This window comes from Litchfieldia sinesaloumensis, from assembly GCF_900156865.1.
GTDB lineage: Bacteria > Bacillota > Bacilli > Bacillales > Bacillaceae_L > Ferdinandcohnia > Ferdinandcohnia sinesaloumensis.
In genome coordinates, this window is record NZ_LT732529.1 from 4170341 (window position 1) to 4197072 (window position 26732).

At 37.3% G+C, this 26732-nt stretch carries 25 protein-coding genes; 19 read left to right on the top strand and 6 right to left on the bottom strand.

Annotation, left to right across the window (positions count from 1 at the left end; all coding sequences use genetic code 11):
- Positions 1–194 precede the first annotated feature (194 nt).
- Both CZ490_RS20450 and CZ490_RS20455 read left to right on the top strand, forming a co-directional pair.
- On the top strand, positions 195–728 hold the full coding sequence (locus tag CZ490_RS20450; protein WP_077620585.1) for an RNA polymerase sigma factor: 534 nt from the start codon (positions 195–197) through the stop codon (positions 726–728).
- Entirely contained in the window at positions 712–1767 is a 1056-nt protein-coding gene (locus CZ490_RS20455; RefSeq protein WP_077620586.1) for a hypothetical protein, read from the top strand. The genes CZ490_RS20450 and CZ490_RS20455 overlap by 17 nt, the downstream gene beginning before the upstream one ends.
- A gap of 65 nt (positions 1768–1832) precedes the next feature.
- Here CZ490_RS20455 and CZ490_RS20460 read toward each other — a convergent pair whose 3' ends face one another.
- From CZ490_RS20460 to CZ490_RS20470, 3 genes are all read right to left on the bottom strand, one after another.
- Positions 1833–2309, bottom strand: a complete 477-nt coding sequence (locus tag CZ490_RS20460; protein WP_077620587.1) for a hypothetical protein — start codon at positions 2307–2309, stop codon at positions 1833–1835.
- 30 nt (positions 2310–2339) lie between these two features.
- Positions 2340–2534, bottom strand: a complete 195-nt coding sequence (locus CZ490_RS20465; protein WP_077620588.1) for a YwbE family protein — start codon at positions 2532–2534, stop codon at positions 2340–2342.
- 169 nt (positions 2535–2703) lie between these two features.
- On the bottom strand, positions 2704–3711 hold the full coding sequence (locus tag CZ490_RS20470) for a polysaccharide deacetylase family protein (RefSeq protein WP_142255407.1): 1008 nt from the start codon (positions 3709–3711) through the stop codon (positions 2704–2706).
- Between the two features lie 233 nt (positions 3712–3944).
- On the opposite strand from CZ490_RS20470, the gene CZ490_RS20475 reads away from it, so the two are divergent.
- The 3 genes from CZ490_RS20475 (at position 3945) to CZ490_RS20485 (ending at position 6544) form a co-directional block, all read left to right on the top strand.
- A complete protein-coding gene (locus CZ490_RS20475; RefSeq protein WP_077620590.1) occupies positions 3945–4802 on the top strand; it encodes a carbon-nitrogen hydrolase family protein in 858 nt (285 codons plus the stop codon).
- Positions 4803–4829: 27 nt separating this feature from the next.
- On the top strand, positions 4830–5501 hold the full coding sequence (locus tag CZ490_RS20480) for a GNAT family acetyltransferase (protein WP_077620591.1): 672 nt from the start codon (positions 4830–4832) through the stop codon (positions 5499–5501).
- 215 nt (positions 5502–5716) lie between these two features.
- Entirely contained in the window at positions 5717–6544 is an 828-nt protein-coding gene (locus tag CZ490_RS20485) for a cytochrome c oxidase assembly protein (protein WP_077620592.1), read from the top strand.
- A 24-nt stretch (positions 6545–6568) separates the two neighbouring features.
- Here CZ490_RS20485 and CZ490_RS20490 read toward each other — a convergent pair whose 3' ends face one another.
- Positions 6569–7615 carry an ATP synthase beta subunit C-terminal domain-containing protein gene (locus CZ490_RS20490; RefSeq protein ID WP_077620593.1) on the bottom strand — a complete coding sequence of 349 codons (1047 nt, stop codon included), beginning with the start codon at positions 7613–7615 and terminating at the stop codon, positions 6569–6571.
- 176 nt (positions 7616–7791) lie between these two features.
- On the opposite strand from CZ490_RS20490, the gene CZ490_RS20495 reads away from it, so the two are divergent.
- From CZ490_RS20495 to CZ490_RS20535, 9 genes are all read left to right on the top strand, one after another.
- Positions 7792–8379, top strand: a complete 588-nt coding sequence (locus tag CZ490_RS20495; RefSeq protein ID WP_077620594.1) for a DNA-3-methyladenine glycosylase — start codon at positions 7792–7794, stop codon at positions 8377–8379.
- Positions 8380–8719: 340 nt separating this feature from the next.
- A complete protein-coding gene (locus tag CZ490_RS20500) occupies positions 8720–9067 on the top strand; it encodes a lmo0954 family membrane protein (RefSeq protein WP_077620595.1) in 348 nt (115 codons plus the stop codon).
- Positions 9068–9107: 40 nt separating this feature from the next.
- Complete coding sequence (locus tag CZ490_RS20505) at positions 9108–9752, top strand: PspA/IM30 family protein (RefSeq protein WP_077620596.1); 645 nt, start codon at positions 9108–9110, stop codon at positions 9750–9752.
- Between the two features lie 114 nt (positions 9753–9866).
- Positions 9867–10601 (top strand): cell wall-active antibiotics response protein LiaF, encoded by a 735-nt coding sequence (gene liaF, locus CZ490_RS20510; protein ID WP_077620597.1) that lies wholly within the window; start codon positions 9867–9869, stop codon positions 10599–10601.
- Positions 10598–11638, top strand: coding sequence for a sensor histidine kinase (locus CZ490_RS20515; protein ID WP_077620598.1), 1041 nt, complete (start codon positions 10598–10600; stop codon positions 11636–11638). Before liaF ends, CZ490_RS20515 begins: the two co-directional genes overlap by 4 nt.
- Positions 11631–12263 (top strand): response regulator, encoded by a 633-nt coding sequence (locus CZ490_RS20520; RefSeq protein ID WP_077620599.1) that lies wholly within the window; start codon positions 11631–11633, stop codon positions 12261–12263. Before CZ490_RS20515 ends, CZ490_RS20520 begins: the two co-directional genes overlap by 8 nt.
- A 317-nt stretch (positions 12264–12580) precedes the next feature.
- Positions 12581–13723, top strand: coding sequence for an HD-GYP domain-containing protein (locus tag CZ490_RS20525; protein ID WP_327078415.1), 1143 nt, complete (start codon positions 12581–12583; stop codon positions 13721–13723).
- 179 nt (positions 13724–13902) lie between these two features.
- A complete protein-coding gene (locus CZ490_RS20530; protein ID WP_077620601.1) occupies positions 13903–15105 on the top strand; it encodes a hypothetical protein in 1203 nt (400 codons plus the stop codon).
- Between the two features lie 33 nt (positions 15106–15138).
- Positions 15139–16368 carry an ATP-binding protein gene (locus CZ490_RS20535; protein WP_077620602.1) on the top strand — a complete coding sequence of 410 codons (1230 nt, stop codon included), beginning with the start codon at positions 15139–15141 and terminating at the stop codon, positions 16366–16368.
- 54 nt (positions 16369–16422) lie between these two features.
- Here CZ490_RS20535 and CZ490_RS20540 read toward each other — a convergent pair whose 3' ends face one another.
- Positions 16423–16647: a hypothetical protein gene (locus CZ490_RS20540; protein WP_077620603.1), complete on the bottom strand. Its 225-nt coding sequence runs from the start codon at positions 16645–16647 to the stop codon at positions 16423–16425.
- A 295-nt stretch (positions 16648–16942) separates the two neighbouring features.
- Here CZ490_RS20540 and helD point away from each other — a divergent pair, with 295 nt between their 5' ends.
- Positions 16943–19231, top strand: coding sequence for an RNA polymerase recycling motor HelD (gene helD / locus CZ490_RS20545; RefSeq protein WP_077620604.1), 2289 nt, complete (start codon positions 16943–16945; stop codon positions 19229–19231).
- 51 nt (positions 19232–19282) lie between these two features.
- On the opposite strand, the gene CZ490_RS20550 is transcribed toward helD, so the two are convergent.
- The gene (locus CZ490_RS20550; RefSeq protein WP_077620605.1) at positions 19283–20839 is read right to left on the bottom strand and encodes an ABC-F family ATP-binding cassette domain-containing protein; all 1557 of its coding nucleotides are present in this window, start codon (positions 20837–20839) and stop codon (positions 19283–19285) included.
- 214 nt (positions 20840–21053) lie between these two features.
- Between CZ490_RS20550 and CZ490_RS20555 the strand changes: the two genes are divergently transcribed.
- The 4 genes from CZ490_RS20555 to CZ490_RS20570 all read left to right on the top strand — a co-directional run bounded on the left by CZ490_RS20555 (position 21054) and on the right by CZ490_RS20570 (position 25443).
- On the top strand, positions 21054–22382 hold the full coding sequence (locus CZ490_RS20555; protein ID WP_077620606.1) for a polysaccharide biosynthesis protein: 1329 nt from the start codon (positions 21054–21056) through the stop codon (positions 22380–22382).
- A gap of 231 nt (positions 22383–22613) precedes the next feature.
- Positions 22614–23303: a Na-translocating system protein MpsC family protein gene (locus CZ490_RS20560; protein ID WP_159439995.1), complete on the top strand. Its 690-nt coding sequence runs from the start codon at positions 22614–22616 to the stop codon at positions 23301–23303.
- Positions 23304–23446: 143 nt separating this feature from the next.
- On the top strand, positions 23447–24127 hold the full coding sequence (locus CZ490_RS20565) for a Na-translocating system protein MpsC family protein (RefSeq protein WP_077620608.1): 681 nt from the start codon (positions 23447–23449) through the stop codon (positions 24125–24127).
- Positions 24128–24249: 122 nt separating this feature from the next.
- Positions 24250–25443, top strand: coding sequence for an ATP-binding protein (locus CZ490_RS20570; protein WP_077620609.1), 1194 nt, complete (start codon positions 24250–24252; stop codon positions 25441–25443).
- Positions 25444–26732: the final 1289 nt, after the last annotated feature.

A 26732-nucleotide genomic window follows, 5' to 3' on the forward strand; every position in this document is an offset into this window, starting at 1 on the left:
TATATATTTACAGGGACAATGAACCTGTCCCTCTGTCCACTAGCATGAAATTCTATCCAGAATTTCATGCTTTTTTTTTGGAAAAGGAGGTTTTTCCCCTTCAAGTAAGAATTCTAGATAGATAATAATTTTATTAAATAGTTTGAAACAAAAGTGATTATGAAACGACTTATTCTTGGATAGGGGGCGAGGCTTTGGACAACGAATCGTTTAATATTGAGGAAATTTATGACATGTATCACCGAGACGTTTATCATTTTGCACTATTTTATACAAATAATCGACAGGAAGCAGAAGATATTACACAGGAAACCTTTATTAAAATTATGAAAAACATAGGAAGTCTGCAAAATTCGGATAAAATGAGGACTTGGATTTTCTCGATAGTAAAGCATACGGCAATTGATCTTAAACGAAAACAAAGGTTTATTCAATTTCTACCAGACTGGATTTATGAAAAGGAAACAGGAGAAGCTACACCTGAAAAAAGGGCAATTCAAAAGGATGAATGGGAAGAACTTCAGGAAGCGCTAATTAAATTAAAGCCTTCCTATCGATCCGTGATTATATTACGAGGGCTAAAAGAATTAACTATTAAGGAAACAGCTGAAATCATGGGATGCAGTGAAAGGAAAGTAAGAGTGGATTTTCACAGAGCAATTCAACAAATGAAAAAGCATGTTCAGGTAGATGAAGAAGGGTGGGATCTCAATGAACAATCAAAATGATGAAACATGGTTAGAGCCCTTAAAAAATCGTCCTAACCTTGAACCAAACCAGTCTTTTGCAAAAGAGCTCAAACAAACAATAAAAGAAAGACATTCGGTACAACGAAGAAATTATTTGTGGCTAAAATTATGGATTCCACTAACCGTAGCAGTTATGTTGTTCACCGTTACAACTGTGTCTTATCTGACGGATAATCAGGAACAAGGACAAAAGCAAGTTGAAATTGTTGAAACAACTCATGTAGTTAATCCGGATATTGATGCTTTACTAGCTGAGAATCCTGCATATCAACAATTGTTTACTTCAGTCGTTAAAGCAACTGGAATAGAAGATGTGGGTGAGTTAGTGATTCAATTTTTTGAGGCACTTCATGTAAAAGATAAGGAATTCCTTAAAAACAATGTGTTCTTTGTAGCTAATCCGGAAAAAGAAGTGGATGTGTTGCTTAATTTTTACGAGGGAATTGACGTGAGATCATTAGAAGTTAACACGTTTAAGGAGAGTCGGGCTGAACCAAGTGTTGAAATTGTCTTTTCATATAAACAAAATAACGAGGAAATGTTGCATCATATTCACGTGAATTACTGGGAGGAAGGTCAAGTCGAAATTTACGCGCCACTTGATGACTATGTCCCAGAAATTCAAGATGACCTTGAACTTAATGAACAGGAAAGGGCAGCATACGATGCATTCATAGTAGACCACAATCCTCAGTCTTTATTAGAAATGGGCCCAATAAGTATTGCCAAAATGTACTATCAAGCGAATGTAGATGGTGACCAGGATACCTCATATGCTCTGTATACAACAAGAGAGGACCGAATAATGTGGTCAAAGGAAGAGGATAAGGAGTATTTTGGAAGTGGAACTCCTGAGGGCTTAGAAGAGGCGTACAGAGGCCTAGGAGCAGGAACATTTCACCAATTGAGTGAGATTGAAGGCTATATTTCATTCCGAAATCATAACGGTGATTATGGCTTCCAAATGATAAAAGATGAAAATGGAGTATGGAAGGTAGCTTTTACGCCATTTCAATAGTGATGATGGTTTTGCAACATGGAAATGGAAACAGGGACAGTTACCTCACTGTCCCTGTTTACCATTTATTTGAGTTTGAACCCTTCGTCGAAAAGGTAATCCTCGGCCTCATCGTAAGAGCCAAACGATTCTTCTAGGTTTAATCCGGAGTAAATATTCCACCATTCGTCCTCAAGGACAAGTAGAAGTGTTTGTCCATTATCGTCAACCCAATGTTCTTCTTGTCCATCTCCAATAATGGCATCTTCCCTCGCTAAAGGAGAATTTGCGGATAGAGAGTGGATAGATTCTTTTATTATTCTCCGTAAATTCGCTTCTGAGAAGTCCCGTATATTGATAAATCCCTTTGCATCCACTTCATATTTTTCCAGGTTTCCAGCATAGACAAACCCATTTCCGTTTGGATGAAGGTGTTGTACAACGATCTTTTTTTCAAAAACGCTGTCGTTATAGTGGAAATTGACTCTCCCTAAAGATACATCTTTGCGTTGTAGCTCTGGGAATGATTCGATAATCGTAAGTTTATCTTCAAACGTTAGCATGTTAATCCTCATTTCTCATTTTCAAAGTTTCTATTGTAGTATTTCCTTTACGCGACCTACCTGTCCATCCTCTAATCGAACTTTGATTCCATGAGGATGGAAGCTAGACTTTGTTAAAATATCCTTGACAATTCCCTTTGTCAGTATACCAGTTCGTTGGTCTTTCTTTAACACGATTTGCACCTGAATCCCAGGTGCGATGTCTTTTCGATTCTGCCCATTCATTTAAAAAAGTCCTTCCATATCTTATTTATCTATTTAGTTTACCTCACATCGCAAAGTTTATCTTCAAAAAAAAAAGATGACCAGTTAGTCATCGTCTGGGACAAGGGGACAGGTTCCGCGTCCCACCATAATGCTACAGGGACAGTGTACCTGTCCCTGTGTCCCTAGTTTAGAATAGTTGTATTGGGTGCATGGAGGATTCCAGTGCTTTTAGTTCGTAGCCTTGTTCTTTTAGGTAGTTTAGTAGTTTTGGGAGGTGTTCGAGTGTTTCTGGTCGTTCGTGTAATAAGATGACAATTGGTTCGTTTACACGATTTAACTTATTTAATTGATCAATTACACTGTCGACATAACGGCTATCTCTGAACTGCCAATCTCGGCTATCGATATTCCAATCCCACATTTTATACCCTGATGCTTCAACAGCATCCTTATATGCATCTGTCATATGCGGCGCACTTCCAAACGGAGTTCGAATGAGGTCGGTTTCTATACCTGTCAGTTCTTGAACTGTTTGTTGCGTTTGCTCCATTTCACCTATAACGGATTTCGAAGATTGATAGAATTTGTGTTTATCATGCGTCACACCGTGGAGACCAACGCTATGTCCTTTACTGACCATTTCTTTAACCGCATCAGGATAATTCTTGATATTGTTGTCTAACATAAAGAACGTCGCCTTTGCATCATACTCATCAAGTAAAGCTAGGATATCCTTTGAAACCTTATGAGGACCATCGTCAAAAGTCAAATATACTGCCCTTGAAGGTGGAGCAAGCGTTTCTTTTGGCTCTTCCTGTTCCTGATCAATTTCCTTTTCCACATCTATTTCTGGGATTGTTGGATTCTTGGTATCTGGAGTTGGTTCAACTGTAGGTTCTTTTATAGTTGTAGGTTTCTCATCTGTGGACCTATCCTCTTCAATCGTATCTATTGGTTTGTCATCGATTTCAAGTTCTGCATCAATAGGTTCATTGTTAACGGGCGCTTCTACAACTTTGTCATCTGATTCCGATGCATCCGCTTTTAGAAAAAACTTTGATTGTAGTAGAAAGAAAGAATAGAAGAGTAACAATAAAATAAAGCCAAGAAACGCAATGATTTTCAAGATATTTCCCTTTCGCATTTTTTTCTCAATCGCCATCATGCATACCTTCTTTGCTGTTATATTCTTCACTATATAAGACGTTTATATTTCGGAAACGTTTCAATTTTATTACGATAACTTTACAAATTTAAAAAGAACAAGCCTTATCTTATCACAGCAATAAGCGATGGGAAAGAAAAATACATGGAAAAAATAGCAAATTGTAAATCGAATATGGGTTATGAGAGAATTTACTTGTTTCAATGAGAAAAATAGGACATAATCCACTTATGAGTAACATAGAAAAAAAGGGGGATTTCGATTTGAAAATGAGAGTTTCAGCCGTGCAATATCATCTTCACACCATTCGTTCCTTTGATGAATTTGCAGCTCAATGTGAGCATTATATAAAAACGGCGATGGAATTTGACGCGGAATTTATACTGTTTCCTGAATTTTTCACTACACAGCTTTTATCCATTGGTAGCGAAGATGGATCCGGCCTAGCAATAGATGACCTACCTAACTTTACAGATCAATACAGAGCACTTTTTTCCAATCTTGCAAAACAATATAATGTCCATATCATTGGCGGAACACATGTAGTACGAAAAGGTAAGCACCTCAATAATGTGGCACATTTATTTTACCCAGATGGTAAGGTGGGAGAGCAGGCAAAGTTGCATATTACGCCAACAGAAGTGAACGAATGGAATATGTCTCCCGGTGAGGACTTCCAGGTCTTTGATACGGAAAAAGGACGTATTGCGATGTTGACTTGCTATGATATTGAGTTCCCTGAAATCGTTCGAATGGCAAAAGCAAAGGGTGCTGATGTGATCTTCTGTCCGTCTTGTACAGATGATCGCCATGGATTCCACCGAGTCCGTTACACGAGCCATGCGAGAGCCGTGGAAAATCAAGTATATGTAGTAGGAACAGGTACTGTTGGTTCTTTACCAACTGTTGATTTCATGCGTGCGAATTTTGGTCAAGCAGTAGTCATTACTCCAAACGATATCCCATTCCCACCAAAAGGGATTTTGGTAGAGGGTGAAGTAAACAACGACATGATCGTAACAGCCGACCTTGACTTGGAACTTCTATACGAAGTGCGTGAACGTGGCTCAGTTACAACATGGCGCGACCGAAGAACTGACCTTTATCCTGATTGGAAATAAGAATGTTGTTCAAAGGAGATGAATTAAATGGATTATAAACGAATAACAAGCATCAATGACCCGTTGTTTTTTAAGATGCATGAATTAATGAAGGCTGTGTTTCCAAAAGAGGAAGTTCTAGATTTTGAGCTTTGGAAAGAGCCATTAGAGGACCCTAGTATCCGAGTGTTCGTCGCAGTACATGAAGAAGAGGTAGTTGGAGCAACAGAATACCGTTATTACCCAGATTGGAATATAGCGATGACTGATTTTACAATCATCGGTCAACCGGGTTTAAGCATTGGTCGCTTCTTAGCACAAAACCGAAGCGAAGATTTGCAGGAACTGGCTAATGCAAATGGAAAAGAGCTATTTGGAATGTTCGCTGAAATCTACGATCCATATAAAGTGACACATTATGAGTTCGGAACAGTGAAACCGATGGATCCATTTGTTCGTCGCGAAGTTTTATCCCATCTAGGTTATAAACGTTTAGACCTCGACTATGTTCACCCATCATGGAATAATGATGGTGAAGCGGTGAAGGGGCTAGATTTATGTTTTATGCCAAGTGATTACAGTGTAAATGAATTACCAAGTCAATTGGTCATTGATTTCTTAACAACTTATTACACGGTCCTGCCAAACAAACCTACAGAGTGGCTTGATATGGTGAGAGGATTAAAAGAAAAAGAAGCTGTAGACCTAAAACCGCTATAAAAGAAGAGTATCCATATTTACATGTAAATATGGATTTTTTTTGTCTGAAAATTGTCCGAAAAACGACATGTGATATAAATCATATTCCATGAAGCCTTAGAGGATTTACAATTAGTGTAGAAGTGGTGTTTAGAGGGTTAAAAGAGGAAGTTATGTATTTGACGACTTAATGTGACCATTCTGAACAAACCAATATCCATAAAGCTGGTGATATCGTGATTAGTCAAATTTTGGACGGTTTTAGCTTTCACTCCCAATGGAACGGTGGAGTCATCTTTTTCACACTAATATTAATTGTGTTATATATGTTCCTACTACCAACACCGCAAGACCATAAAAGGTATAAGTCATTTGCGTTTGCGGGAAGTATGGTGCTAATTCTTTTAGCAGTAGGAAGTCCCTTAAACTTATTAGGGCGCATGCTATTTCGGGCTCACATTATTCAAATAGTTGTAGTCCTTCTAATTGCAGCACCATTAATCGTGATTGGGTTGAAGACAAATCTAATTGGAAAAATGCTAAAAAACAATGGTGTGAAAAAAGGGTACCGGGTTCTCACTCATCCCGTGTTTGCGATTATTTTATTTCATGGAATGTTTATTGGATATCATATACCTGTCGTGTTTGATTGGATTCGAACAGGATACTTTACAAACTATATCTTTTTAGTTGCTTTGATTTTGTCGGCAATGCTAGTTTGGTGGCCAATCATTGGACCAATTAAAGAGCAAGACCGTATGAAATTTAAGCAAAAGCTTATTTATATTGTGATCAATATTTTGTTGTTTTTACCAGTAACTCTCTTTTTGTGGTTTGCAGACGGAGAGTTGTATACGGTCTATAGTGACACAAGTCAAATGCTTGCTGCATTGGCATTATGTATGCCGTTAGGGGAAGAGGTACCTCCAGATTTATTGGAAACCTTACTTCCATATCCCCCAATAAGTGAACAAAAAAATGGAGCAATCATCTTATTTGCCTCACAAGCAATTATTTTAAGCTTGAGTGCCATCTGGTTGTTTACGAAAAAAGGCAGGAAGTGATTCCTGCCTTTTTAGCAATTTAATTTAATTTAATTTCCCAATATAGGCAAGGTCTTTCACTTCAACTGCATCGGTAGAGCCATCAAGGATTTTCCGGATATCTTGCAACGCATCCTGCAAACTAATGGTTTCTCCTTTTTTGCCAGTGAAAGATTCCGCTACGTAAAAAGGCTGTGTCAAATAGGCTTCAAGTCGTTCCCCGCGCTTATAGGTTTGAACCTCTGCCTCAGGCAATCGATCCAATCCATGAACAGTAACGAGAGAACGGAGCTCTCTGTATCGGCGTAATAATTTCTTTGCACGCTGTTGGATGGTGAAATGAGTTTGATCAAGGTGCGCCCCTTCTAAAACAGAAGAGGTAGAGTATATTGGATTGACGGCAGGATATTGATGTCTAGCAGTGAGGTCAGCGTCAAATTGCCATAATGTTTCAAGTGGTCCAAATGGAACGTCTTCATCAACAACGTCACCCTTTAAGTCAACGAGAATGGTGGTGACAGAATCAACTCCGATTGCATGTAGTTTTTCTTGAAGAGTTGGGATTTCACCAGTAATTACGTGAGAGCGATCAGCAGCGAATGCAACTTCCTTGCTCTCACCTAATTTCGCGATTTCCTCATACGCTTCTTCAATTGTTTTTACCTGGATTTGAACTTCGTCCAAAGTATCTTTAATTTCAGGGTGCTCGCCTTCAGGTAAAAGCAATACGGTTACAAAATCATTATTTCGTAAGCGATGAAATAACTCCGAAAGAACTACAAGCTGACCCATCCCAGGTCGAGCAACAAGACCAACAGTACCACCTTTTGCTAATGGTGCAAAGACATCAAGAGTTTTAATCCCTGTTTCAATCATTTCAATTTTCTCCCCTCGAATTAATAATTCATCCAAACTACATTCAGCTAAATCAGCAAGTGCTACTAATGTACGCACTTCCGCACGCCCAACCGGAATTTTTCCTGTACAAAGGTTTGAAACAGTTGCTGGACGTAATCCCACAGAACGAGCAGCTGTTGTTAAATTTGGTACTCGTCTGCGCAGTAAAGAGACATTAAGTCGAATATCTTCCAAAATTTACACCTCCTGTTACTTTTTAGAGTAAACTATTTTACGTCATGATGCAATAGTGTATTTTCGTTCCAGAGTAATTTTTTTTACTCTACTTACTTTTTAGTGTTCCATCCATATATAATAAATGCACGACAGGAAAAACTAACTTGAAAATTATATTTCATAAAGGAGTTACCATGAACGACATCTTACCTGAATCCTTTTTTCACAAGCCAACATTAGATTTAGCTAAAGCTCTCCTCGGATGTATACTCGTAAAACATACCGACCAGGGGGTTGCTTCTGGCTACATCGTTGAAACAGAAGCGTACAAAGGACCTGAAGATCGTGCGGCACATTCATATAACAATAAAAGAACGAAGCGGACTGAGGTGATGTTCGGTAAACCGGGGCATGTGTATACCTATCAGATGCACACTCATTGTCTTGTGAATGTGGTGAGTAGTGAAATGGAAAAGCCAGAAGCAATCCTAATCCGAGCCGTTGAGCCTGTTCAAGGAATCGACCTAATGTACGAACGCCGGGGGGAGATGCCTTCCAAAAACTTAACAAATGGTCCGGGCAAACTAACGAAAGCATTAGGAATTACAATGGAAGACTATGGCCGCCCCTTCTTCGAACCACCTCTTTACATAACGAAGGGCATCATTCCTGAACATATTTCAACTGGTCCGCGAATTGGTATTGAAAATTCTGGGGAGGCGAAGGATTATCCATGGCGATTTTGGATTACAGATAATCCGTACGTTTCCCGCAGAAGGTAAGGGTTTGCTCGAATCGAGCAGGCCCTTTTTTCATTATAAGGACCTCCAACTTATTTTTTATGTCTAGCTTCAGGCGCCATCGGCTCGAGGTCTTAAGCCAATCGCTTCGGAAGGTAAAGAGCACCTTCTGTCAGCGCTCGTCTTAAGCTTGACTTGCACAGGATGTGCTGACATCGACGTTCGCCACAGGACGTGGCGGTCGTTAGTCGATGTTCCTTATTAACTAGGCGCCTTGCGCTTTTCTTAATAAGCCTCAGGTCCTAGTGAAAAATATAACTGAGGCTCATTAAGACAGAACAGGAATCAGGATAAGATTGAATCATGAAAGGAGGAAGTAAACATGAAAAAATTTGGATTGTTTATTCTTGGAGGTATTGCAGCGATTGTGCTTCTATCACAGGTTGGTCCACTGATTGGCCTTGCGATAAGTTTAGCGATTCTGTACTTCGCATTTAAAATGTTCATCAAAACTGATTCAACAGCAGGGAAAGTACTTTGGGCTATCATTGGTGTGATTGCATTGACTGCATCTGCATCAAACATTCCTGCAATTTTAGGAATCGCGGCAGCATATATCCTCTATGTAGTTATTAAGAATTGGAAAAAAGAAAAGCAAGAAGTCGTCACTGATTCATCAGACCCTTTTACTAATTTTGAAAAGCAGTGGGCTGAATTAAACAAACAATAATTCGTTGTAGTACAAAAATATCAAAAGGAGAATGATACACATGGCAAATTTATTAACTCGAATTAAGGACACAGTTTTAGCAGACTTTCATGGAATTCTAGATGAGAAGGAGAAGAAAAATCCCATCTCTTTGCTTAACCAGTACTTACGTCAATGTGAGACTGAGGTAGAAAAGGTACGTAAACTTGTAGAACGTCAGCATTCATTAAAGGATCAATTTGCCCGAGAACATCGTGAGGCAACTGCACTTGCTGAAAAACGTAAATACCAAGCGGGTGTGGCACAACAAGCAGGTGAAACAGAGCTATATGAATTTGCGGTTCAAGAACAGGTTGCATATGAAGAACGTGCTGCTAAATTACAGGAAGCTTTAACAAATGCAAGCACAGAGCTTATTGGTCTTGAGAAAAAATATGAGGAAATGAAGCACAAATTAAAGGATATGCATATTAAGCGTATGGAATTAATGGGACGCGAGAATATTGCTCGTGCGAATCATCGTATGAACCAAGTGTTAGACACAGATGCATATACGAATAAAGCTTCAAGAACATTTGAAGAGATGGAATCGTATCTTGATCGTTTGGAGCACCAAGTAAATTCCTCCTACCACCGCAACACAATTGATGCAAGAATTGCACAGCTTGAAAAAGAAGTAAAAAATGAAGAAACACATTCAAATTAATAGGGAAAACATGGTATTCTAAGAAGGCGTAGTGATTCTACGTCTTCTTGGTCCCGGTTTACGGGTAATAATCAATACATTCAACTTTGTTCATTAGGAAGGGAGGCAGGTACCTTGTTAAATCAATTAAAATCAGACAATCTTAATGCTTTTATACTTCTAGGGATTATTTTACTTATTATTGAAATCACCTTTTTTAATAGCGGGGTCCTTTTTTCTTTTATCATATCGATTGGATGTATTTATATTGGCCGTAAAAAAATGGTAGGCAGCTTTGGCAAAATCCTGTTTTGGTTTGGATGGATTAGTTTAGCATTGACGATTTTAGGGATGATGACCATCAAGTTTTTAATTCTTGCTGCACTTATCTATTTACTTATCCAGTTTTTTCAATCAAAGAAAAAACCTAATTATATAAAACCAGAAATAACAGTTTCGGAAAAAACGTCTACACTGGAACCGATTCTAAAAAAACAACCCTTATTTCAAAACATCATTTTTGGGCAGCAAAAAACGCCGGAGTATGCGTATGAATGGAATGATGTGAACATTCAGTCTGGTATTGGCGATACCATTATAGATTTGAGCTATACGGTTCTTCCAAAAGGTGAATCAGTCATCTTCATTCGAAATGTAATCGGTAATGTTCAAGTATTTGTTCCGTATGAGGTAGAAGTGAAAGTACAACATTCCTTTATTTATGGAGCAACAACTATTTTTGAAAATCAAGATGCAAAAACGGTGAACCAAACCTTACATTATCAAACTGAACAGTATGATTACGCAGAACATAAACTCAAAATCGTAACTACAGTTGGTGTCGGTGACCTTGAGGTGAAACGAGCATGAGTACCATAAAAAAACAAATTATTGTTGGTATTTGTGTTTCGGTGTTTTTATTTGTACTAGCTCATGTCATCGTATTTATAGCTTTTCCATTAGCTAATTGGGCTGCGCTTTGGCAAACAGACCTAATGGATTTACCCTATATTATTCTTGCTGCTAGTTTAAGCTTAATCATTGGAGCAATCTTCGGGATTACGTCCGGAGTCCTTTGGAGAAAACAGTTGCTAACTGTGTCTGAAGCTATTTATCAGATGGAACAAGGAAGGTCGATACCTGATAACCCTGAAAATGAATCGGCTGAGATCACGATGATCTGGGAGCGACTTAAAAAAGTCCAAACCCATATTGCAGAACAAATAAAGCTTTCGCAAAAACTGGCAAACGAAAAGGCAGAAGACCAGGAAAAGCGAATACAACAGATTGTTTCAGAAGAGCGTAACCGTTTAGCGAGAGAACTCCATGATTCTGTGAGTCAACAGCTCTTTGCGGCTTCTATGATGATGTCAGCAATCAACGAATCGAGACCTCGAACAGATGAACGTGAGGCGAAACAGTTTCAGCTCGTTGAAGAAATGATAAATCAGTCTCAACTTGAAATGCGTGCTCTATTGCTCCACTTACGTCCTGTTGCACTGAAAGGGAAGACACTTCAGGAAGGGATTCAGGAGCTATTAGTCGAACTGGTACAAAAGGTACCAGTCACAATCGAAACAAAAATTGAGGACTTTCGAATTGATAAAGGAGTCGAGGACCACTTGTTCCGAATCCTACAAGAGTCTGTTTCAAACACGTTACGTCACTCAAAAGCAAATGAATTAGAAGTCCTGTTAATCAAAAGAGATGATTTCATCATTTTGCGAATCGTGGATGATGGAATTGGATTTGATGTAGAACAAGCGAAGGCCGGTTCTTATGGACTTCAAAATATGTATGAACGTGCGGTTGAAATAGGTGGAACGATGCGAATTGTAAGTATTAAAGAAAAGGGAACACGAATTGAAGTGAAAGTACCAATGCTAGAGGGTGAAGAGAATGATTAAGGTGTTATTTGTTGATGATCATGAAATGGTAAGGATAGGCGTCTCCTCTTATTTATCTGCCCAACCGGATATCGATGTAATTGGAGAAGCGGATGATGGTAAAAAAGCAGTTGAACTTGCGCTTGAGCTGAAACCTGACATTATTTTAATGGATCTTGTGATGAAAGAAATGGATGGAATTGAAGCAACTAGGAGAATCATCGAAAGTTGGCCAGAAGCAAAAATAATAATTGTCACTAGTTTTATTGACGATGAGAAAGTGTATCCAGCTTTGGAAGCTGGTGCAACTAGTTATATGCTGAAAACCTCAAAGGCTAGTGAAATTGCTGAAGCCGTTCGTAAAACATATACAGGGCAATCGGTGTTAGAACCAGAAGTTACAGGGAAGATGATGGTTCGGATGAGGCAAAAAGAAACGCATCTGCCGCATGAGGAACTAACAAATCGCGAAATGGAAATTTTGCTTCTTATTGCAGACGGTAAAACAAATCAAGAAATCGCTGACGAATTATTTATCGCCTTAAAAACTGTAAAAGTACATGTTAGTAACATACTTAGTAAACTTGAGGTTCAGGATCGAACACAAGCAGTCATATACGCATTCAAACATTCTCTTGTAAAATAACTTGATAAAATTCGACAAAAAACACAGAAACTATATCTGTGTTTTTGTTTTTTTGTTATAGTATTAAATGACTAACTGGTCAATTTCTAGTATTGTAGGTCATAGGACCCACCTGGCAATTACCAATATTTATATAGTTTAGGAAGATTTTTATACCTATTTCACTATTTAGTTTGTAGTACAAATGGTTTATAATTGAAAAGTCGATATTTGACGAATTGCGTCTGTGACTTTAGTACCTTTTTTGAAATATATAAAGGTTTTTTGCATATTTATCTAGAAATATAAGAGAAAATGGAGAAAAAGTGATGCAGAAAATGAATAAAAGATCAGTATTTTTATATGAGGAGAAAAGGACTGTAGTCTGGTTTAGTATTTTGTTTTTTATAATCTTCATTGGTTATGATATCTTTTTTTACTTTATTTATCCTAGATATGATTCGATTTTATCTATCGGATTTCCAAACACTTTTGTATATGTGATGTACTTTTTTATTTTACTGCTAATTCCTTTAATTTTCTATAATGATAAAAGGAGTAAGCAGCATTGTACTAAGTATTATTTTTTCTTTACTTACGCAATACTTAGTTTTATAAATGAACTCATCACTTATTGGGATAAACCAGAAGTATTTTCTAGTGGAAATGCTGTAGAAGTGTTCTTGGTATTATTTTCTCCAATTTTTATTAATAAAAGATATTTTTGGGTAGTCTCGTTAGGGATAACAATTAAATATATATTATTAGGGTTATTTCTTGGAACAACTACCGTCGCAATCCCAATTGTTTTAACGATTGTATTAGCTATAATAGCTTTTATCTTCTTAAATAGATTTCATAGTTATGTTGCTGCTTTAAGCAACGCATATGATCAACAAATGGAAGGTATTGTAAAAGGCGTTATTGCAGCCCTGGAGTTAAAAGACCCATATACAAGAGGGCACAGTGAGCGTGTTGCTAAATACGCTATGGTATTAGCTAAAGAGTTGGGAACCTTCTCGCAAGATGAGTTAAAGTCTTTTAACTATGCCTGTCTTCTACATGATATTGGTAAAGTGAATATCCCAGATTCTATCTTAATGAAGCCAACAAAATTAACAAATGAAGAATATGAAATCATTAAAACACATCCAGTTGTTGGAGAGGAAGCTGTGAAAAATGTGGAGGGTCTTGGTTCAAGTTTAAGCATTATCAGATCTCACCATGAGAGATGGGATGGAAAAGGTTATCCCGACAAACTTAAGGGGAATGCTATTCCATTAAATGCTCGAATCACTGCAATTGCAGATGCTTTTGATGCAATGACATCTTCACGTTCATATAGAGGAGCTCTACCCTTGGAAGAGGCATATAATCGTATTCTCCAAGGTGAAGGTACTCAATTCGATCCCAACCTTGTAGGGACATTTAAAAAAGTATACTCACAATGGATTAATATACACCAAGAATCGTATAAATAAACAAAAAACTCATAAAAGGTGGTGAAATCATGAAAATTAAAAAACTAAAAAAAATCAAAGCTACTTGCTGGTGGTGTGGTTTTTTACCAGGCGGCCCAAGAGGTTAATTTTTGAAAGAGGATGCTTATCATTGATAAATGCATCCTTTTATTATGACAAAAAAGGGTAGGTGTTAAAGCATGCAATTAACTAATGAATCAATATTATGTTTACACAAGTTGGAGATTCGAAAGGATAATAAACATTATATTATTGAAGATTTGGTCACTCATGAATTTTATGAAATGCCTGTAGTATGCATTGATGCGATTGAGTTGATAAACGAGGGATTATCGCTTGGTGAAATCGAACACCTACTTATCGAAAAATACCCTAATGAAGAAGTCGATTTACTAGATTTTGGTCAACAATTGCTTGATTTAGATTTAGTAGAAATGGTGGATGGTACGAAAGTAAGTGTAGAAAAGACAAGTAATAGTGAAAAGTTAGGACTTCAATGGATATCACCGAACCTCGGGAAGTTTTTCTTCAATAAATTTACTCGTTTTTTCTATCCTATACTTTTAGTAGTGAATCTTGTTCTATTGATTAGTAACTTCAATCTCTTCCCTAGATATAAGGATTTATTTGTCTTTGATACGATGATGTTTAATATCTTTTTATATGCAGGGATCTCAATCATTTTAATTCTTCTACATGAAAGTGGACATATATTGGCAATACGTTCATTTGACCTGCCTACAAAGCTACAAATTGGAAATCGATTGTTTTTTGTAGTATTTGAAACAGACCTTACTCAAGGATGGAAACTGTCTCATAAGGATCGGAATCTGCTGTTTTTAGCAGGAATTTATTTTGATAGTTTCATATTGTTGGTAGCTCTACTACTAAAATTGACTCAACCATTTTCATCAGAAATTATTAATGGAGTAATCGGCCTAATTACCTTTGATATTGTAATTAGAATTATTTATCAGTGCTGTATTTATATGAAGACAGATTTATATTATGTTTTTGAAAATAGTACTGGTCATTACAATCTAATGGAAAGTGGAATCGAATTTATAAAAGGAAAGTTTGGTAAAAGTAAGGATAATACAAAAAGTAAAATAATTATCTCCTATACAATCTTCTATATAATTGGGATTATATTGACTTTTTCTATGTTTGGTTTTTATTACTTGCCTCAATTAGTTTATATGCTTATGAAGGTTCTCCCTGGTTTTACGGGATCAGTAACATCCTTGCAATTTTGGGATGCTGTTGTATTTTGTATGCAGTTGTTAATATTGATTTTACTTCTTTCGTATTCATTGTCAAAAAGTTACGGAAAAAGGAAAGGATATAGGACTATATACTCAGGTGAGGAAAATAATATATAATATACACATAATGCATGCTAAGAGAGGAAAGATATGAAATTTCTAAAACACAGTCCTCTCCTTTTACATGAGGAGAGGAAAGCTTTACGTCTCTATTTACTACTATTTTATACAATACTAGTCCTGTATGATCTTGTTTATTATTACCTATACCCTGTGTTAAATAATGCAAGAAAAGGATTGCCTACTGATTTAGGATATGGGGTATATATCATCATGTTTGCCCTTCTTCCGCTATCATTTTACTTAAAAAAAACTGATAAGATCTATTTGATAAAATACATTTATGTTTTGACGTATCTATTACTTACAGGTATTGATGATGTCATAACTTATATTGATAGTAATGCTATCTATAAAAGCGGAAATATAGCGGAAATAGCGCTTCTGTTATTTTCTCCTATCTTTATAAATAAGAGGTTCTTTTTGACGGTTTCAGTCGGAATTACCATAAAATACATTTTGGTTGGTCTATTATTAGGAAATGGTATTGTTTTGAGTATTCTATTACTCACGAGTATATTCTCGATTATTGCTTTCGTCATATTAACTCGTTTTTATTCTTATATCTCCACCCTAACAGAAACGCATGAAGAGCTTCGCAATAAGGAAAAGCTTGCGTTTGTGGGGCAGATGGCAACAACAATTGGACATGAGATTCGAAATCCCTTGGCGTCCTTGAAAGGTTTTACTCAACTGCAACGAGAAAAGCATAAAGAGGATGACTTTCAGTATTCAATTATGGAACAAGAAATTGACCGAATTGATTCTATCCTAAATGACCTACTAGTCATTGGAAGACCAAAACAAATCAATATCACACAATGCGATTTGAAAGACCTTATTGAATATGTGATATCGATAACAGGTCAATCCGAGCAGGGAAAGAATACTGAAATTGATATGAACTTGGACGAGTCGTTTCCACTTATTGAGTGTGATGAGAAACAAATGAAGCAGGTGTTCTTAAATCTGATTAAAAACGGATTAGAGTCTATGCCAGAGGGTGGGAAAATAACCATTGAAGGTGGACTCAACACGAATAATACTGTGGCGATTCGAATTTGTGATCAAGGTTGTGGAATTCCTACGGATGTGAAAGAAAGGTTATTTGAGCCGTTCTTTACAACAAAAGAGTACGGTACTGGGCTTGGTCTGATGGTATCTAGAAAAATTATTGAAGAACATCATGGGAGCATTCACCTAGAAAGTGAAGAAGGAAAAGGATCCCAAGTCGAAATAACATTACCGATTTTACAATAAACAAAAAAAGAAGTAATCCATCAAAAAATAGAAGGATTACTTCTTTTTTAATTATTATTTCATCCCAACTTCGGTTTCCTCAATACCCTTGTTTTCGTGCCAAATTTTAATATGCGTTAATATGGTAAATACAAAAAAGAAGTTCATTGCGAGTACACTTACTAACAATTGAAGATTCCCGAAATGAATTCCGGAATACCCCTTTAATTTCATGACAATAAAGCCTTCAAAGAGTAATAAAAAAACACTTATAAATGCAGCTACCCCTGTACGAATCATGGAAAGCTCCTCCTTATGTAAGTTCCGATTTGATTTTATATATAAACGATTTGTGTATAATTTGTGAACTAGCTTTATTATACAACATTTCTCTTTTAGAAGACAGAAGAAAGCGCTTAAAAGTGAGTGGTTTGTCATTTTTTCTTGTTTATCATGTAAAAGGAAGAAAGAGGTTGCTATTCTCCAGTTTGCTATACTATAATCAACAATACGTCTTTTGTCGGAATACTTTGTTCTTTTGGTTTTATAGAGCTTTGAAGAACTGTTTTGGCTGTGAAAAGTTGGAGGTGATGGGATGACGAACGAGAAGCATGAAGATTTCGAGGTGGAAGTAGAACGTTTAAATTTTACAAAAAAGTATATGGATATTGTGATTCAGGCTTCAGAGTCAACGGAGGAAAACTTTCGTGAAAATCTCAAAGGGGCGCTTGATGGGGTTGATTTTAAAGATAGTAGTTTGAGCTACTTAAATATGTTAACCAATTCGACCCTACTTAGAAGAACACATGAAGAGGTCCGTAACCTGAAGAGAAATCGTCACAAGCCATACTTTGCCCGTATAAATTTTAGTCGGAAAGAAACGGGTACTGAAGAAACTCTATACTTCGGAAAAGTGTCACTTTTCGATAAGGAAACGCAAGCCCCGATTATTGTAGATTGGCGCTCGCCTGTCGCAAACCTCTACTATGACGGCCGCTTAGGGGATGTATCATATAAGGCTGAAGATGAGGAGTTTGAGGGATATTTGTCCTTGAAACGCCAGTTTATTATCGAAGAAGGAGAACTTGAAGAAATTCGGGACGTTGATTTAACAACAACCGACGAGTTGCTACAGAAGTCTTTATCTGAAAGTGCGAGTAATCGCCTAACAGACATTGTTTCAACGATTCAAGAAGAGCAAAATAGCATCATACGTGCAGATTTAAATAAGCCAATCATCGTCCAAGGGGCAGCAGGAAGTGGGAAAACGACCATTGCCCTTCATCGAATCTCATACTTCATCTACACCTATGCAGATTATTTTTCGCCTGACCAACTGATGATTCTCGCACCAAATCGGTTATTTATTGATTATATCTCAGAGGTACTCCCAGAATTAGGTGTTGATAACATCCTGCAAACAACCTTTGTTGAATTTGTGAAGAAATGCCTTGGAAAACCGCTAAAGCTCACGAAACCGGAAGGGAAACTGCTTGGCTTCATTCATGATGATTTTAACAACCCTGATATGATTAAGTGGATTTCTGCATTCAAGGGTTCACTAGAATACCGGGATATGCTCGACCATTATGTGGAGGATATACTAAGCTCCCTTTTACCAAAAGAGGATTTCTTTGTATCAAAATTCCGCTTGTATAAAGCAAGAGACATTCATCATTTAATGACCTATGAATATCGGTATCTTCCATACTACAAGCGAATTGAAAAGGTAAAGAAGGTGCTTCAGAATACAGTTCGCCTTGAAAAAAAGAAAATGCTTCACAAGGTCACGAAATTCTATGATGACAAACTTGATCAAGTGCTTTTTAAAACAAAAATTGATCCTGAAAAACGCCGTAGCTATGTGACAAAAGCCCTCGATAAAAAGGCAGAACTAATTGAGGAAATCACGAAGCAATCTCGTACTGCCGTTAATGCCTATATTAAAAAGCTCCCACACCATGATGTGTTTTACTATTTTAAAAGGTTTATGACTGAGCTTTTTCCACGCTACGCATCAGGGATACTTACTGATGAACAAATACAATTCTTTGTTGATTATCAAAAACAGCTTCAGCAATCAAAACAATATGAAGTCGAGGATTTGGCTGGGCTCCTTTATTTGAGGGCAAAATTGTACGGAGTAAAAAAGGAGCTTAAGGCCCGCAATGTTGTCATTGATGAGGCACAGGATTATAGTTATTTTCAGTTAGTAGCCTTAAAAACTGCTTTAGAGACGGATATGTTTACGATTGTAGGAGATTTAGCACAGGGCATCCATTCCTATCGGGGCATTAACAATTGGGCACCGGTCATCGATGAAATATTTCCACGAGCGACCTATAAAACGCTGCAAAAGAGTTACCGGACAACCATTGAAATTATGAATGTGGCCAATCAACTATTAAAATTACTTGAGCTTGACTTGCCAATGGTAGAGCCTGTTGTACGCCATGGCGAAAAGCCGATATTTCATCAGATAGGCCACTTGGATAAAGATGCTGTCGAGCAACTAACAAATGTTATTCAGTCCTTATACGATGATAGTATGAAAACTATCGCTATTATCGGTAAAACCCATACAGAGTGTCAAAAGCTAGCGAAAGCCTTAAAGAAGCATTGTGAATTGCCAGTACAGCTACTTAAGGAAAATGAAGAAATCAATAAAGAAGAGGTTGTAATTGTAAGCTCTCACTTATCAAAGGGTTTGGAATTTGATGCCGTACTGATCTATTCCAATGAAGAAAGCTTCCATAAAAATGAGATTGATATCAAGCTTCTCTATGTATCAATGACACGTCCGTTACATCGATTACATTTCTTCGGTACAGACCATACGAATTTCCTTTTAGATGAAGTGGAAACGGAATTATACCAAAGATAATCTTAAAAAGGAAACGCAGAACACGATAATGTGTTTTGCGTTTCCTTTTTATTAAAATACTTTAGTTGTCCATGATTCAACATTCCACACATCTGTTACGACATCGTTATAGAACTCAGGTTCGTGGCAGATAATAAGGATGCTACCTTTGTATTCTTTTAGGGCGCGTTTGAGTTCTTCTTTTGCATCGACATCAAGGTGGTTGGTTGGTTCATCAAGCAGAAGGATGTTTGTTTCTCGATTGATCAACTTACAAAGACGTACCTTTGCTTTTTCCCCACCACTTAGTACTTCAACCTTGCTTTCGATATGCTTCGTTGTTAGTCCACACTTTGCAAGTGCTGCACGTACCTCATATTGATTAAAAGAAGGGAACTCACTCCAAATTTCTTCAATACATGTATTATAATTTGCTTCTTTGATTTCTTGTTCAAAATAACCAATTTCTTGGTTTTCTCCAAGATCCACTGTTCCAGAAAGCGGGTTGTTCATGCCGAGAATACTTCGTAATAATGTTGTTTTTCCGATCCCGTTTGCTCCAACTAAAGCGATTTTTTGACCTCTTTCCATTCGAAGGTTTAGTGGCTTTGAAAGAGGTTCATCATACCCAATCACAAGATCCTTTGTTTCGAAAATGAGTTTACTAGACGTTTTTCCAATTCTAAAGTTAAACTCCGGTTTCGGCTTTTCCTTCGCAAGCTCAATGACTTCCATTTTATCAAGCTTCTTTTGACGAGACATTGCCATATTACGTGTAGAAACACGCGCCTTGTTTCGTGCAACGAAATCTTTAAGCTCGGAGATTTCTTGTTGTTGTTTTTTATAAGCAGCTTCTAGCTGTTGCTTTTTCACTTCATACACCTTTTGGAAATTATCATAATCTCCAACATAGCGATTAAGCTCCTGATTTTCCATATGATAAATAAGGTTGATAACACTATTTAAAAATGGAATGTCATGCGAAATTAGGATAAACGCATTCTCGTATTCTTGAAGATAACGTTTTAACCAGATGATGTGTTGCTCATCTAAATAGTTCGTCGGCTCGTCAAGTAAAAGAATGTCAGGCTTCTCAAGTAAAAGCTTTGCAAGTAAGACTTTTGTACGCTGACCACCACTCAAATCCTGAACATCGCGCTCAAGACCAATGTCCTCCAGCCCTAATCCACGAGCAATTTCGTCTACCTTCGCATCTATGACATAGAAGTCATTATTTGTAAGCGTATCTTGGATGACTCCAACATCCTCAAGCATTTGTTCCAATTCTTCAGGAGTGGCATCTCCCATTTTTCCGTAAAGTTCATTCATTTCCGTTTCCATATCAAACAGATATTTAAAGGCAGTGTTCAACACATCACGAATCGTCATCCCTTTTTCAAGCACGGTGTGCTGATCAAGGTATCCAACACGAACATTTTTTGACCACTCGATTTTACCTGCATCCGGCTCAAGCTTACCAGTGATGATATTCATAAACGTTGATTTACCTTCACCATTTGCTCCAATTAACCCGATATGTTCACCTTTTAAAAGACGAAACGAAACATCATTGAAAATCGCACGATCACCGAAACCGTGACTCACATTTGAAACTGTTAATATACTCATCTATTTACACCTTTTTCATTAGTTTAGTATCTAAGGGACCAGCGGATGGTTCCATGGTTCGAATCACACATATACCGATTATATACGAGAATTCAAGCCATTGGAAAGGGGACATTGTTAGTAGAAGAGTAAAAATTTTCTTTTCGTCAAATAATCTACGGACTTGTCTCATATTTATATAGTATTGAAAAAATCTAGGATAAGGGGCTTCAACATGAAAACATTTTTTAAAGGAACATTGGTACTCATTATCGCTGCTTTTATTGGGGAATGTGTTGAATTCTTAATCAATCTCGTTCTGGCAAAAGAGCTTGGCGGACACGGAATGGGATTGTATATGACCATATTGCCTTCCATTTTTTTAGTTGTCATCTTGGCTAGCTTGGAGTTGCCGATTTCCATATCAAAATTCATTGCCGAAAAAGAGGACAGGTACCATAGGAGTATGTTAAAGCATGCTACCGTATTAACGACTGTATTTACAGCGATAATTATTTCGTTGGCGCTTGTTATTTTGCCAGTCATACCTGTTTTTGATGATTATCATCCTTTTGTTAGGTGGTTAGTCATTTTATTTATTCCGATTGTGTCTTTTTTGTCGATTGCCAGGGGTTATTTTATGGGAATACAATCGATGGGGAGGATTGCCTTTGCGAATTTCCTTCGTAAGGCTATCCAATTAATTTTGTTAGTGTTTATTTATCAATTGCTTGAATTTGAAATTCATACATCCATTCTCATTGCTTTATGTACGCTTGTTGCAAGTGATTTGATTGTATTTGGATATCTTGGCTACGAATATCTCATTCATTACCGGAGATTAGGGCAAAAACCTGTTTCAAATTTAAGTGGAAGAGTTGTTAGACAGAACCTGCTTGCTGTCTCATTGCCAACAACAGGTATGCGAATCTTTCATGCGATTTCGCATGCAGTCCAGCCATTCTTAATCAAAGCTGCTCTTTTAAAAGCCGGAATGTCTGTAACAGTGGCTACCGAACATTTTGGTTTGATGACTGGGGTTGCATTAACGATCGGTTTTTTTCCAGCATTTATTGCTCATTCTTTACTGATAGTATTGATACCAACGGTTTCTGAAACCTATGCAAAACGAGATATGCCAATGCTCCAAACCTTACTACAGCAAGTGATGAAAATAACATTTATGTACGGTATCCCTGCCTGTGTTATTTTTTATTATTTCGCAGAACCACTCACTCATATTTTCTTTGAATCAGCATCGGCAACCGTTTATTTGCAAATGCTATGGCCATATTTCTTATTCCACTTCTTCATGATTCCGATGCAGGCCTATTTAATTGGTCTAGGCTTGGTTAAGGATGCATTTATTCATAATGTATGGTCAACTATCGTTTCCTTTGGAATTATGTTCGCCTTAGGATCGCTGCAAACATTGCAAATGGAGGGAATCATTATTGGGATGAACATGGGAGCGGTCTTACTGGCCCTCATGCACTACGTAACAATCTGCAGAAAAATAGGTGTGTCCGTGTATTCAACGAAGTTTATACAAACGGCGGCATAAGCTAATATATTTGTTCAAAAACGAGGTTCGTGATATAATGAGCAAGATTAATGTCTAGCTGTCATTAATCACATCAATTACTCTTTAAAACAGTAAAATTGAATACAAACAAATTATTTTTAGTATGATGGTAAATGGTAGAATACTATAAAGTCTAACCATGGCCTTACTTCTATTTGTGTAGAGGTAAGGCCATTTTTAATGGAGTTTTTTAGGAGGTTTATGGATTGCATGTCGAGGAGAATCATAACAAAACAGGAAGAATTAACACAAATCAGTAGTTATGTAAGCAAACTGATTAAGTCAAAGTTTGGAAAAGGGCCAGAGACTTGTTATACATCGCTATCTGAGCGATTTATTGTCATTCACATTAGAAGATTTATGACAAAAGTTGAAGAGGAACTTGTAAAAAAAGATGATCTTGCTACTGCAAGAAAAATTCGGACAAAAATTACGGAAGATCTCTTTGAGCCAATACGGGAAACGTTGGAAGAGCAATGGGGGAAAGAAGTCACCCAACTTTACCAAGACTGGAATTTCCAAAAGAATACCGGAGTGCTTCTAGCGGTAGTGAAGGCTGAAGAGTTACCTGCCAGGGAAAGCTCTCTTGAATTTATGCTACTACGAAACGAAATCAACAAACAAAGTGAATTTTACAAATATCAACCTCAAGAGCTTGAGTTAACGAAAGTTACCTCATCAATTTACATCTTCAAATGCGGAGGTTACTTACTACCAATTGAGCGGTTATTAATGGAAAAAGGAATGCATATCCTCGAAGAAAGAGAAAATAATGTTCGAAAAAATTACGAGGCAAATGTACACCGTTTTAACAAAATTATTAACAATGAAATTGATACGATTTTCATGATTTGGAATTACGAGGAAGATTTGAGCTATAAGATTTTCTATTGTAAATGAGATTTTTCTCATATTTACCACTAAAATAGCCAAGACTATTTGATAAACGTGGAAATAGATGGGAAAGGATGCTACAATGAGACTGGCTGATGAATAATAAGTCATTAGTTATTGTGGTGTGTTCCCTTAAAGGTGGGAAATTCTTGAATTTACATGAAAAACTAAAATACATAAGTAGTTATACAAGTAAACTTCTTCGTAATAAATTTGGGCGTGGGCCAGAATCATGTTTTGCGGCTACCGCTGCTCACTTTTTAGTCCTGCAAATTCGTGGGTTTATCTCCCCAATGGAAGAGGTTCTTTTACAAGAAAAACATTCTATCCAAGTGGATTTTGCGAGAACTGTAGTTATGAAGAATGTTATGGCTGAATTAAAAGGTGTTATTCAGGTTTCCTTTGATGTGGAAGTTAAAAGCTTTTATCATGACTGGAATTTTCCAAATAATACAGGTGTTATTATAGCGTCACTAAATAGTCCACTGAATCAAATGGAAAAGAGTGAAACATTTGATTTTGCACTTCTCGAGGCTGAAGTCTCGAGGATTAGTTGTTTAGTTGAAAAAACACCTGAGGAAATCTTTAGTTTTCAAATTTCATCAAAGTTGTTCATTGTGAAAAGAGAAGGAATTTTAGTTCCTATCGAAAAGGCTCTAATCGAAGCGGGCTTCCGAAGAGAGCTTCACTTTACAAAGGATGAACTTGAAAAAAAGTATCTACACCGCCATGGGAGATTTGACCAGGTTTTTAAACAAGAGGTCTCTGACATTTTTGTTGATTGGGATTTTGATGAAGATAATAGTTTAATTTGTTTTATTTTAAAATAGATATGGTAAATGCGAGGATGTCTTTATAGGCAAGCCTTCGACATGGCCTAACTTCAATTATGGAGTTAGGTCTTTTTGTTTAATTTTAGAGAGTAAAATAAACGTAAAGGGCTGGGGGAGAAATGGGTAGGAACAGGTGGAAATCATTAAATTTTGCTGTATTTTTATGTGCAATCATTTTAATCTTAATTGTGGGTCAGTTTTTATATGTTGGAGTCATGAATCATTGGGAAATCTATTTATTGCTATTTGCTTTAGTTGCTTCGTTATTAGCAATCCGTGAATCACAAAAAAATCAGGAATTTCGCTTCTTGGTGGAAAATGCACCTCATGCTATTTTGCTATTGAAAGATGGGGAAATCATCTATTGCAATGATACAGGGAAATTTCTAATCGGTGCCTCCGATGAGAAGTCTATAATCGGGCATTCGCTACATGAGTATATTACATATGATTCTGGAAAGACAACTAGACAAACTGAAAAAGGACATAAGTTTAAAAAAATAACTGAAGGAAAAATTGCGCATCCGACATTGGGAGACATTTTTGTAGAGCTTAAGCTTATGCCGATAATGTACCAAGGGGAAAGTTGCCAATATATCGTCGTACGAGATATTACTGAAGTTAAGAAGAGTCAAGAGCTCATTCAACAGACAGATAAGCTTTCGATGATTGGTGAAATGGCAGCGGGAATCGCCCACGAAATCCGAAATCCACTTACAAGCTTAAAGGGATTTGCACAACTAATGCAGGATGAAAAAGCACCAAAAATGGTTAGCGGTTATTCGGGTATTATGGTTTCTGAGATTGATAGGATTAACACGATTGTGGATGAGATGCTGTTACTTGCAAAGCCAAAGAAGCTAGAGCTTACCAAACAAAATATCACTGCTATTCTGAACGAAGTTGTGTTTTTATTAGATACACAGGCGATTCTTCATAACATTCGAATCAAAACAGCTTATGATGATGATGTTAAAGAAGTGTTTATTAATTGTGAAGAAAATAAATTGAAGCAAGTCTTCATTAATATTTTGAAAAATAGTATTGAAGCGATTGGTGATGGAGGAATCATCGATATTTCACTGTATCCTAAAGGAAGGAATGTGATCATTCGCATTGCTGATAATGGTTGCGGAATTCCAAAGGACAAACTTGAGAAAATTGGCAAAGCGTTTTTCACAACGAAAGAAAAAGGAACAGGCCTCGGTCTGATGATATGCCAAACCATCATCCAAGATCACGGTGGCCAAATGACAATTGATAGCGAAGAAAATATAGGCACAACCTTAGAAATCTCATTGCCTACTATTTAAAAAGAAGGTCTTCAGCCTGAATGAAGACCTTTTTGTGTGGAGATTAAGTGAGTTAAGGTCATGAACGTGGGATGAAGACATGAATAGAAGTGTAGGAGCAAAGAACCTGTCATCATCGAGCGGATGAAGTCACGAATAGAGGTGTAGGAGCAAAGAACATGTCATCATCGAAAGGATGAAGACATGAATAGAAGTGCAGGAGCAAAGAACATGTCGTCATCGTCCGGATGAAGACACGAATAGAGGTGTCTGAGCAAAGAACATGTCATCATCGAAAGGATGTAGACATGAATAGAAGAGTAGGAGCAAAGAACATGTCGTCATCGTCCGGATGAAGACACGAATAGAGGTGTCTGAGCAAAGAACATGTCATCATCGAAAGGATGAAGACACGAAATAGAGGTGTAGGAGCAAAGAACCTGTTATCATCGAGCGGATGAAGACACGAATAGAGGTGTAGGAGCAAAGAACATGTCGTCATCGAAAGGATGAAGACACGAATAGAGGTGTAGGAGCAAAGAACCTGTCATCATCGAGCGGATGAAGACATGAATAGAGGTGTCTGAGCAAAGAACCTGTCATCATCGAGCGGATGAAGACACGAATAGAGGTGTAGGAGCAAAGAACATGTCATCATCGAAAGGATGAAGACACGAATAGAGGTGTCTGAGCAAAGAACATGTCATCATCGTCCGGATGAAGACATGAATAGAGGAGTAGGAGCAAAGAACATGTCATCATCGAAAGGATGAAGACATGAATAGAGGTGTAGGAGCAAAGAACATGTCATCATCGAGCGGATGAAGACATGAATAGAAGTGTAGGAGCAAAGAACATGTCATCATCGAGCGGATGAAGACATGAATAGAGGTGTAGGAGCAAAGAACATGTCATCATCGAAACGATGAAGACACGAATAGAGGTGTAGGAGCAAAGAACACATGTCATCATCGAAAGGATGAAGACATGAATAGAAGTGTAGGAGCAAAGAACATGTCATCATCGAGCGGATGAAGACACGAATAGAGGTGTCTGAGCAAAGAACATGTCATCATCGAAAGGATGAAGGCATGAATAGAAGTGTAGGAGTAAAGAACATGTCATCATCGAGCGGATGAAGACACGAATAGAGGTGTAGGAGCAAAGAACATGTCATCATCGATAGGATGAAGACATGAATAGAAGTGTAGGAGCAAAGAACCTGTCATCATCGAGCGGATGAAGACACGAATAGAGGTGTCTGAGCAAAGAACATGTCATCATCGAAACGATGAAGACACGAATAGAGG

Bases quoted from the DNA above. Each gene is read 5' to 3' on its own strand.
- CZ490_RS20520 (WP_077620599.1), top strand. From the start codon at position 11,631: ATGATTAAGGTGTTATTTGTTGATGATCATGAAATGGTAAGGATAGGC.
- CZ490_RS20540 (WP_077620603.1), bottom strand. From the start codon at position 16,647: ATGATTCGTACAGGGGTAGCTGCATTTATAAGTGTTTTTTTATTACTC.
- CZ490_RS20515 (WP_077620598.1), top strand. From the start codon at position 10,598: ATGAGTACCATAAAAAAACAAATTATTGTTGGTATTTGTGTTTCGGTG.
- CZ490_RS20500 (WP_077620595.1), top strand. From the start codon at position 8,720: ATGAAAAAATTTGGATTGTTTATTCTTGGAGGTATTGCAGCGATTGTG.
- CZ490_RS20570 (WP_077620609.1), top strand. From the start codon at position 24,250: ATGGGTAGGAACAGGTGGAAATCATTAAATTTTGCTGTATTTTTATGT.
- CZ490_RS20550 (WP_077620605.1), bottom strand. From the start codon at position 20,839: ATGAGTATATTAACAGTTTCAAATGTGAGTCACGGTTTCGGTGATCGT.
- CZ490_RS20455 (WP_077620586.1), top strand. From the start codon at position 712: ATGAACAATCAAAATGATGAAACATGGTTAGAGCCCTTAAAAAATCGT.
- CZ490_RS20535 (WP_077620602.1), top strand. From the start codon at position 15,139: ATGAAATTTCTAAAACACAGTCCTCTCCTTTTACATGAGGAGAGGAAA.
- CZ490_RS20560 (WP_159439995.1), top strand. From the start codon at position 22,614: ATGTCGAGGAGAATCATAACAAAACAGGAAGAATTAACACAAATCAGT.
- CZ490_RS20495 (WP_077620594.1), top strand. From the start codon at position 7,792: ATGAACGACATCTTACCTGAATCCTTTTTTCACAAGCCAACATTAGAT.
- CZ490_RS20460 (WP_077620587.1), bottom strand. From the start codon at position 2,309: ATGCTAACGTTTGAAGATAAACTTACGATTATCGAATCATTCCCAGAG.
- CZ490_RS20555 (WP_077620606.1), top strand. From the start codon at position 21,054: ATGAAAACATTTTTTAAAGGAACATTGGTACTCATTATCGCTGCTTTT.
- CZ490_RS20530 (WP_077620601.1), top strand. From the start codon at position 13,903: ATGCAATTAACTAATGAATCAATATTATGTTTACACAAGTTGGAGATT.
- helD (WP_077620604.1), top strand. From the start codon at position 16,943: ATGACGAACGAGAAGCATGAAGATTTCGAGGTGGAAGTAGAACGTTTA.
- CZ490_RS20465 (WP_077620588.1), bottom strand. From the start codon at position 2,534: ATGAATGGGCAGAATCGAAAAGACATCGCACCTGGGATTCAGGTGCAA.
- CZ490_RS20480 (WP_077620591.1), top strand. From the start codon at position 4,830: ATGGATTATAAACGAATAACAAGCATCAATGACCCGTTGTTTTTTAAG.
- CZ490_RS20505 (WP_077620596.1), top strand. From the start codon at position 9,108: ATGGCAAATTTATTAACTCGAATTAAGGACACAGTTTTAGCAGACTTT.
- CZ490_RS20525 (WP_327078415.1), top strand. From the start codon at position 12,581: ATGAATAAAAGATCAGTATTTTTATATGAGGAGAAAAGGACTGTAGTC.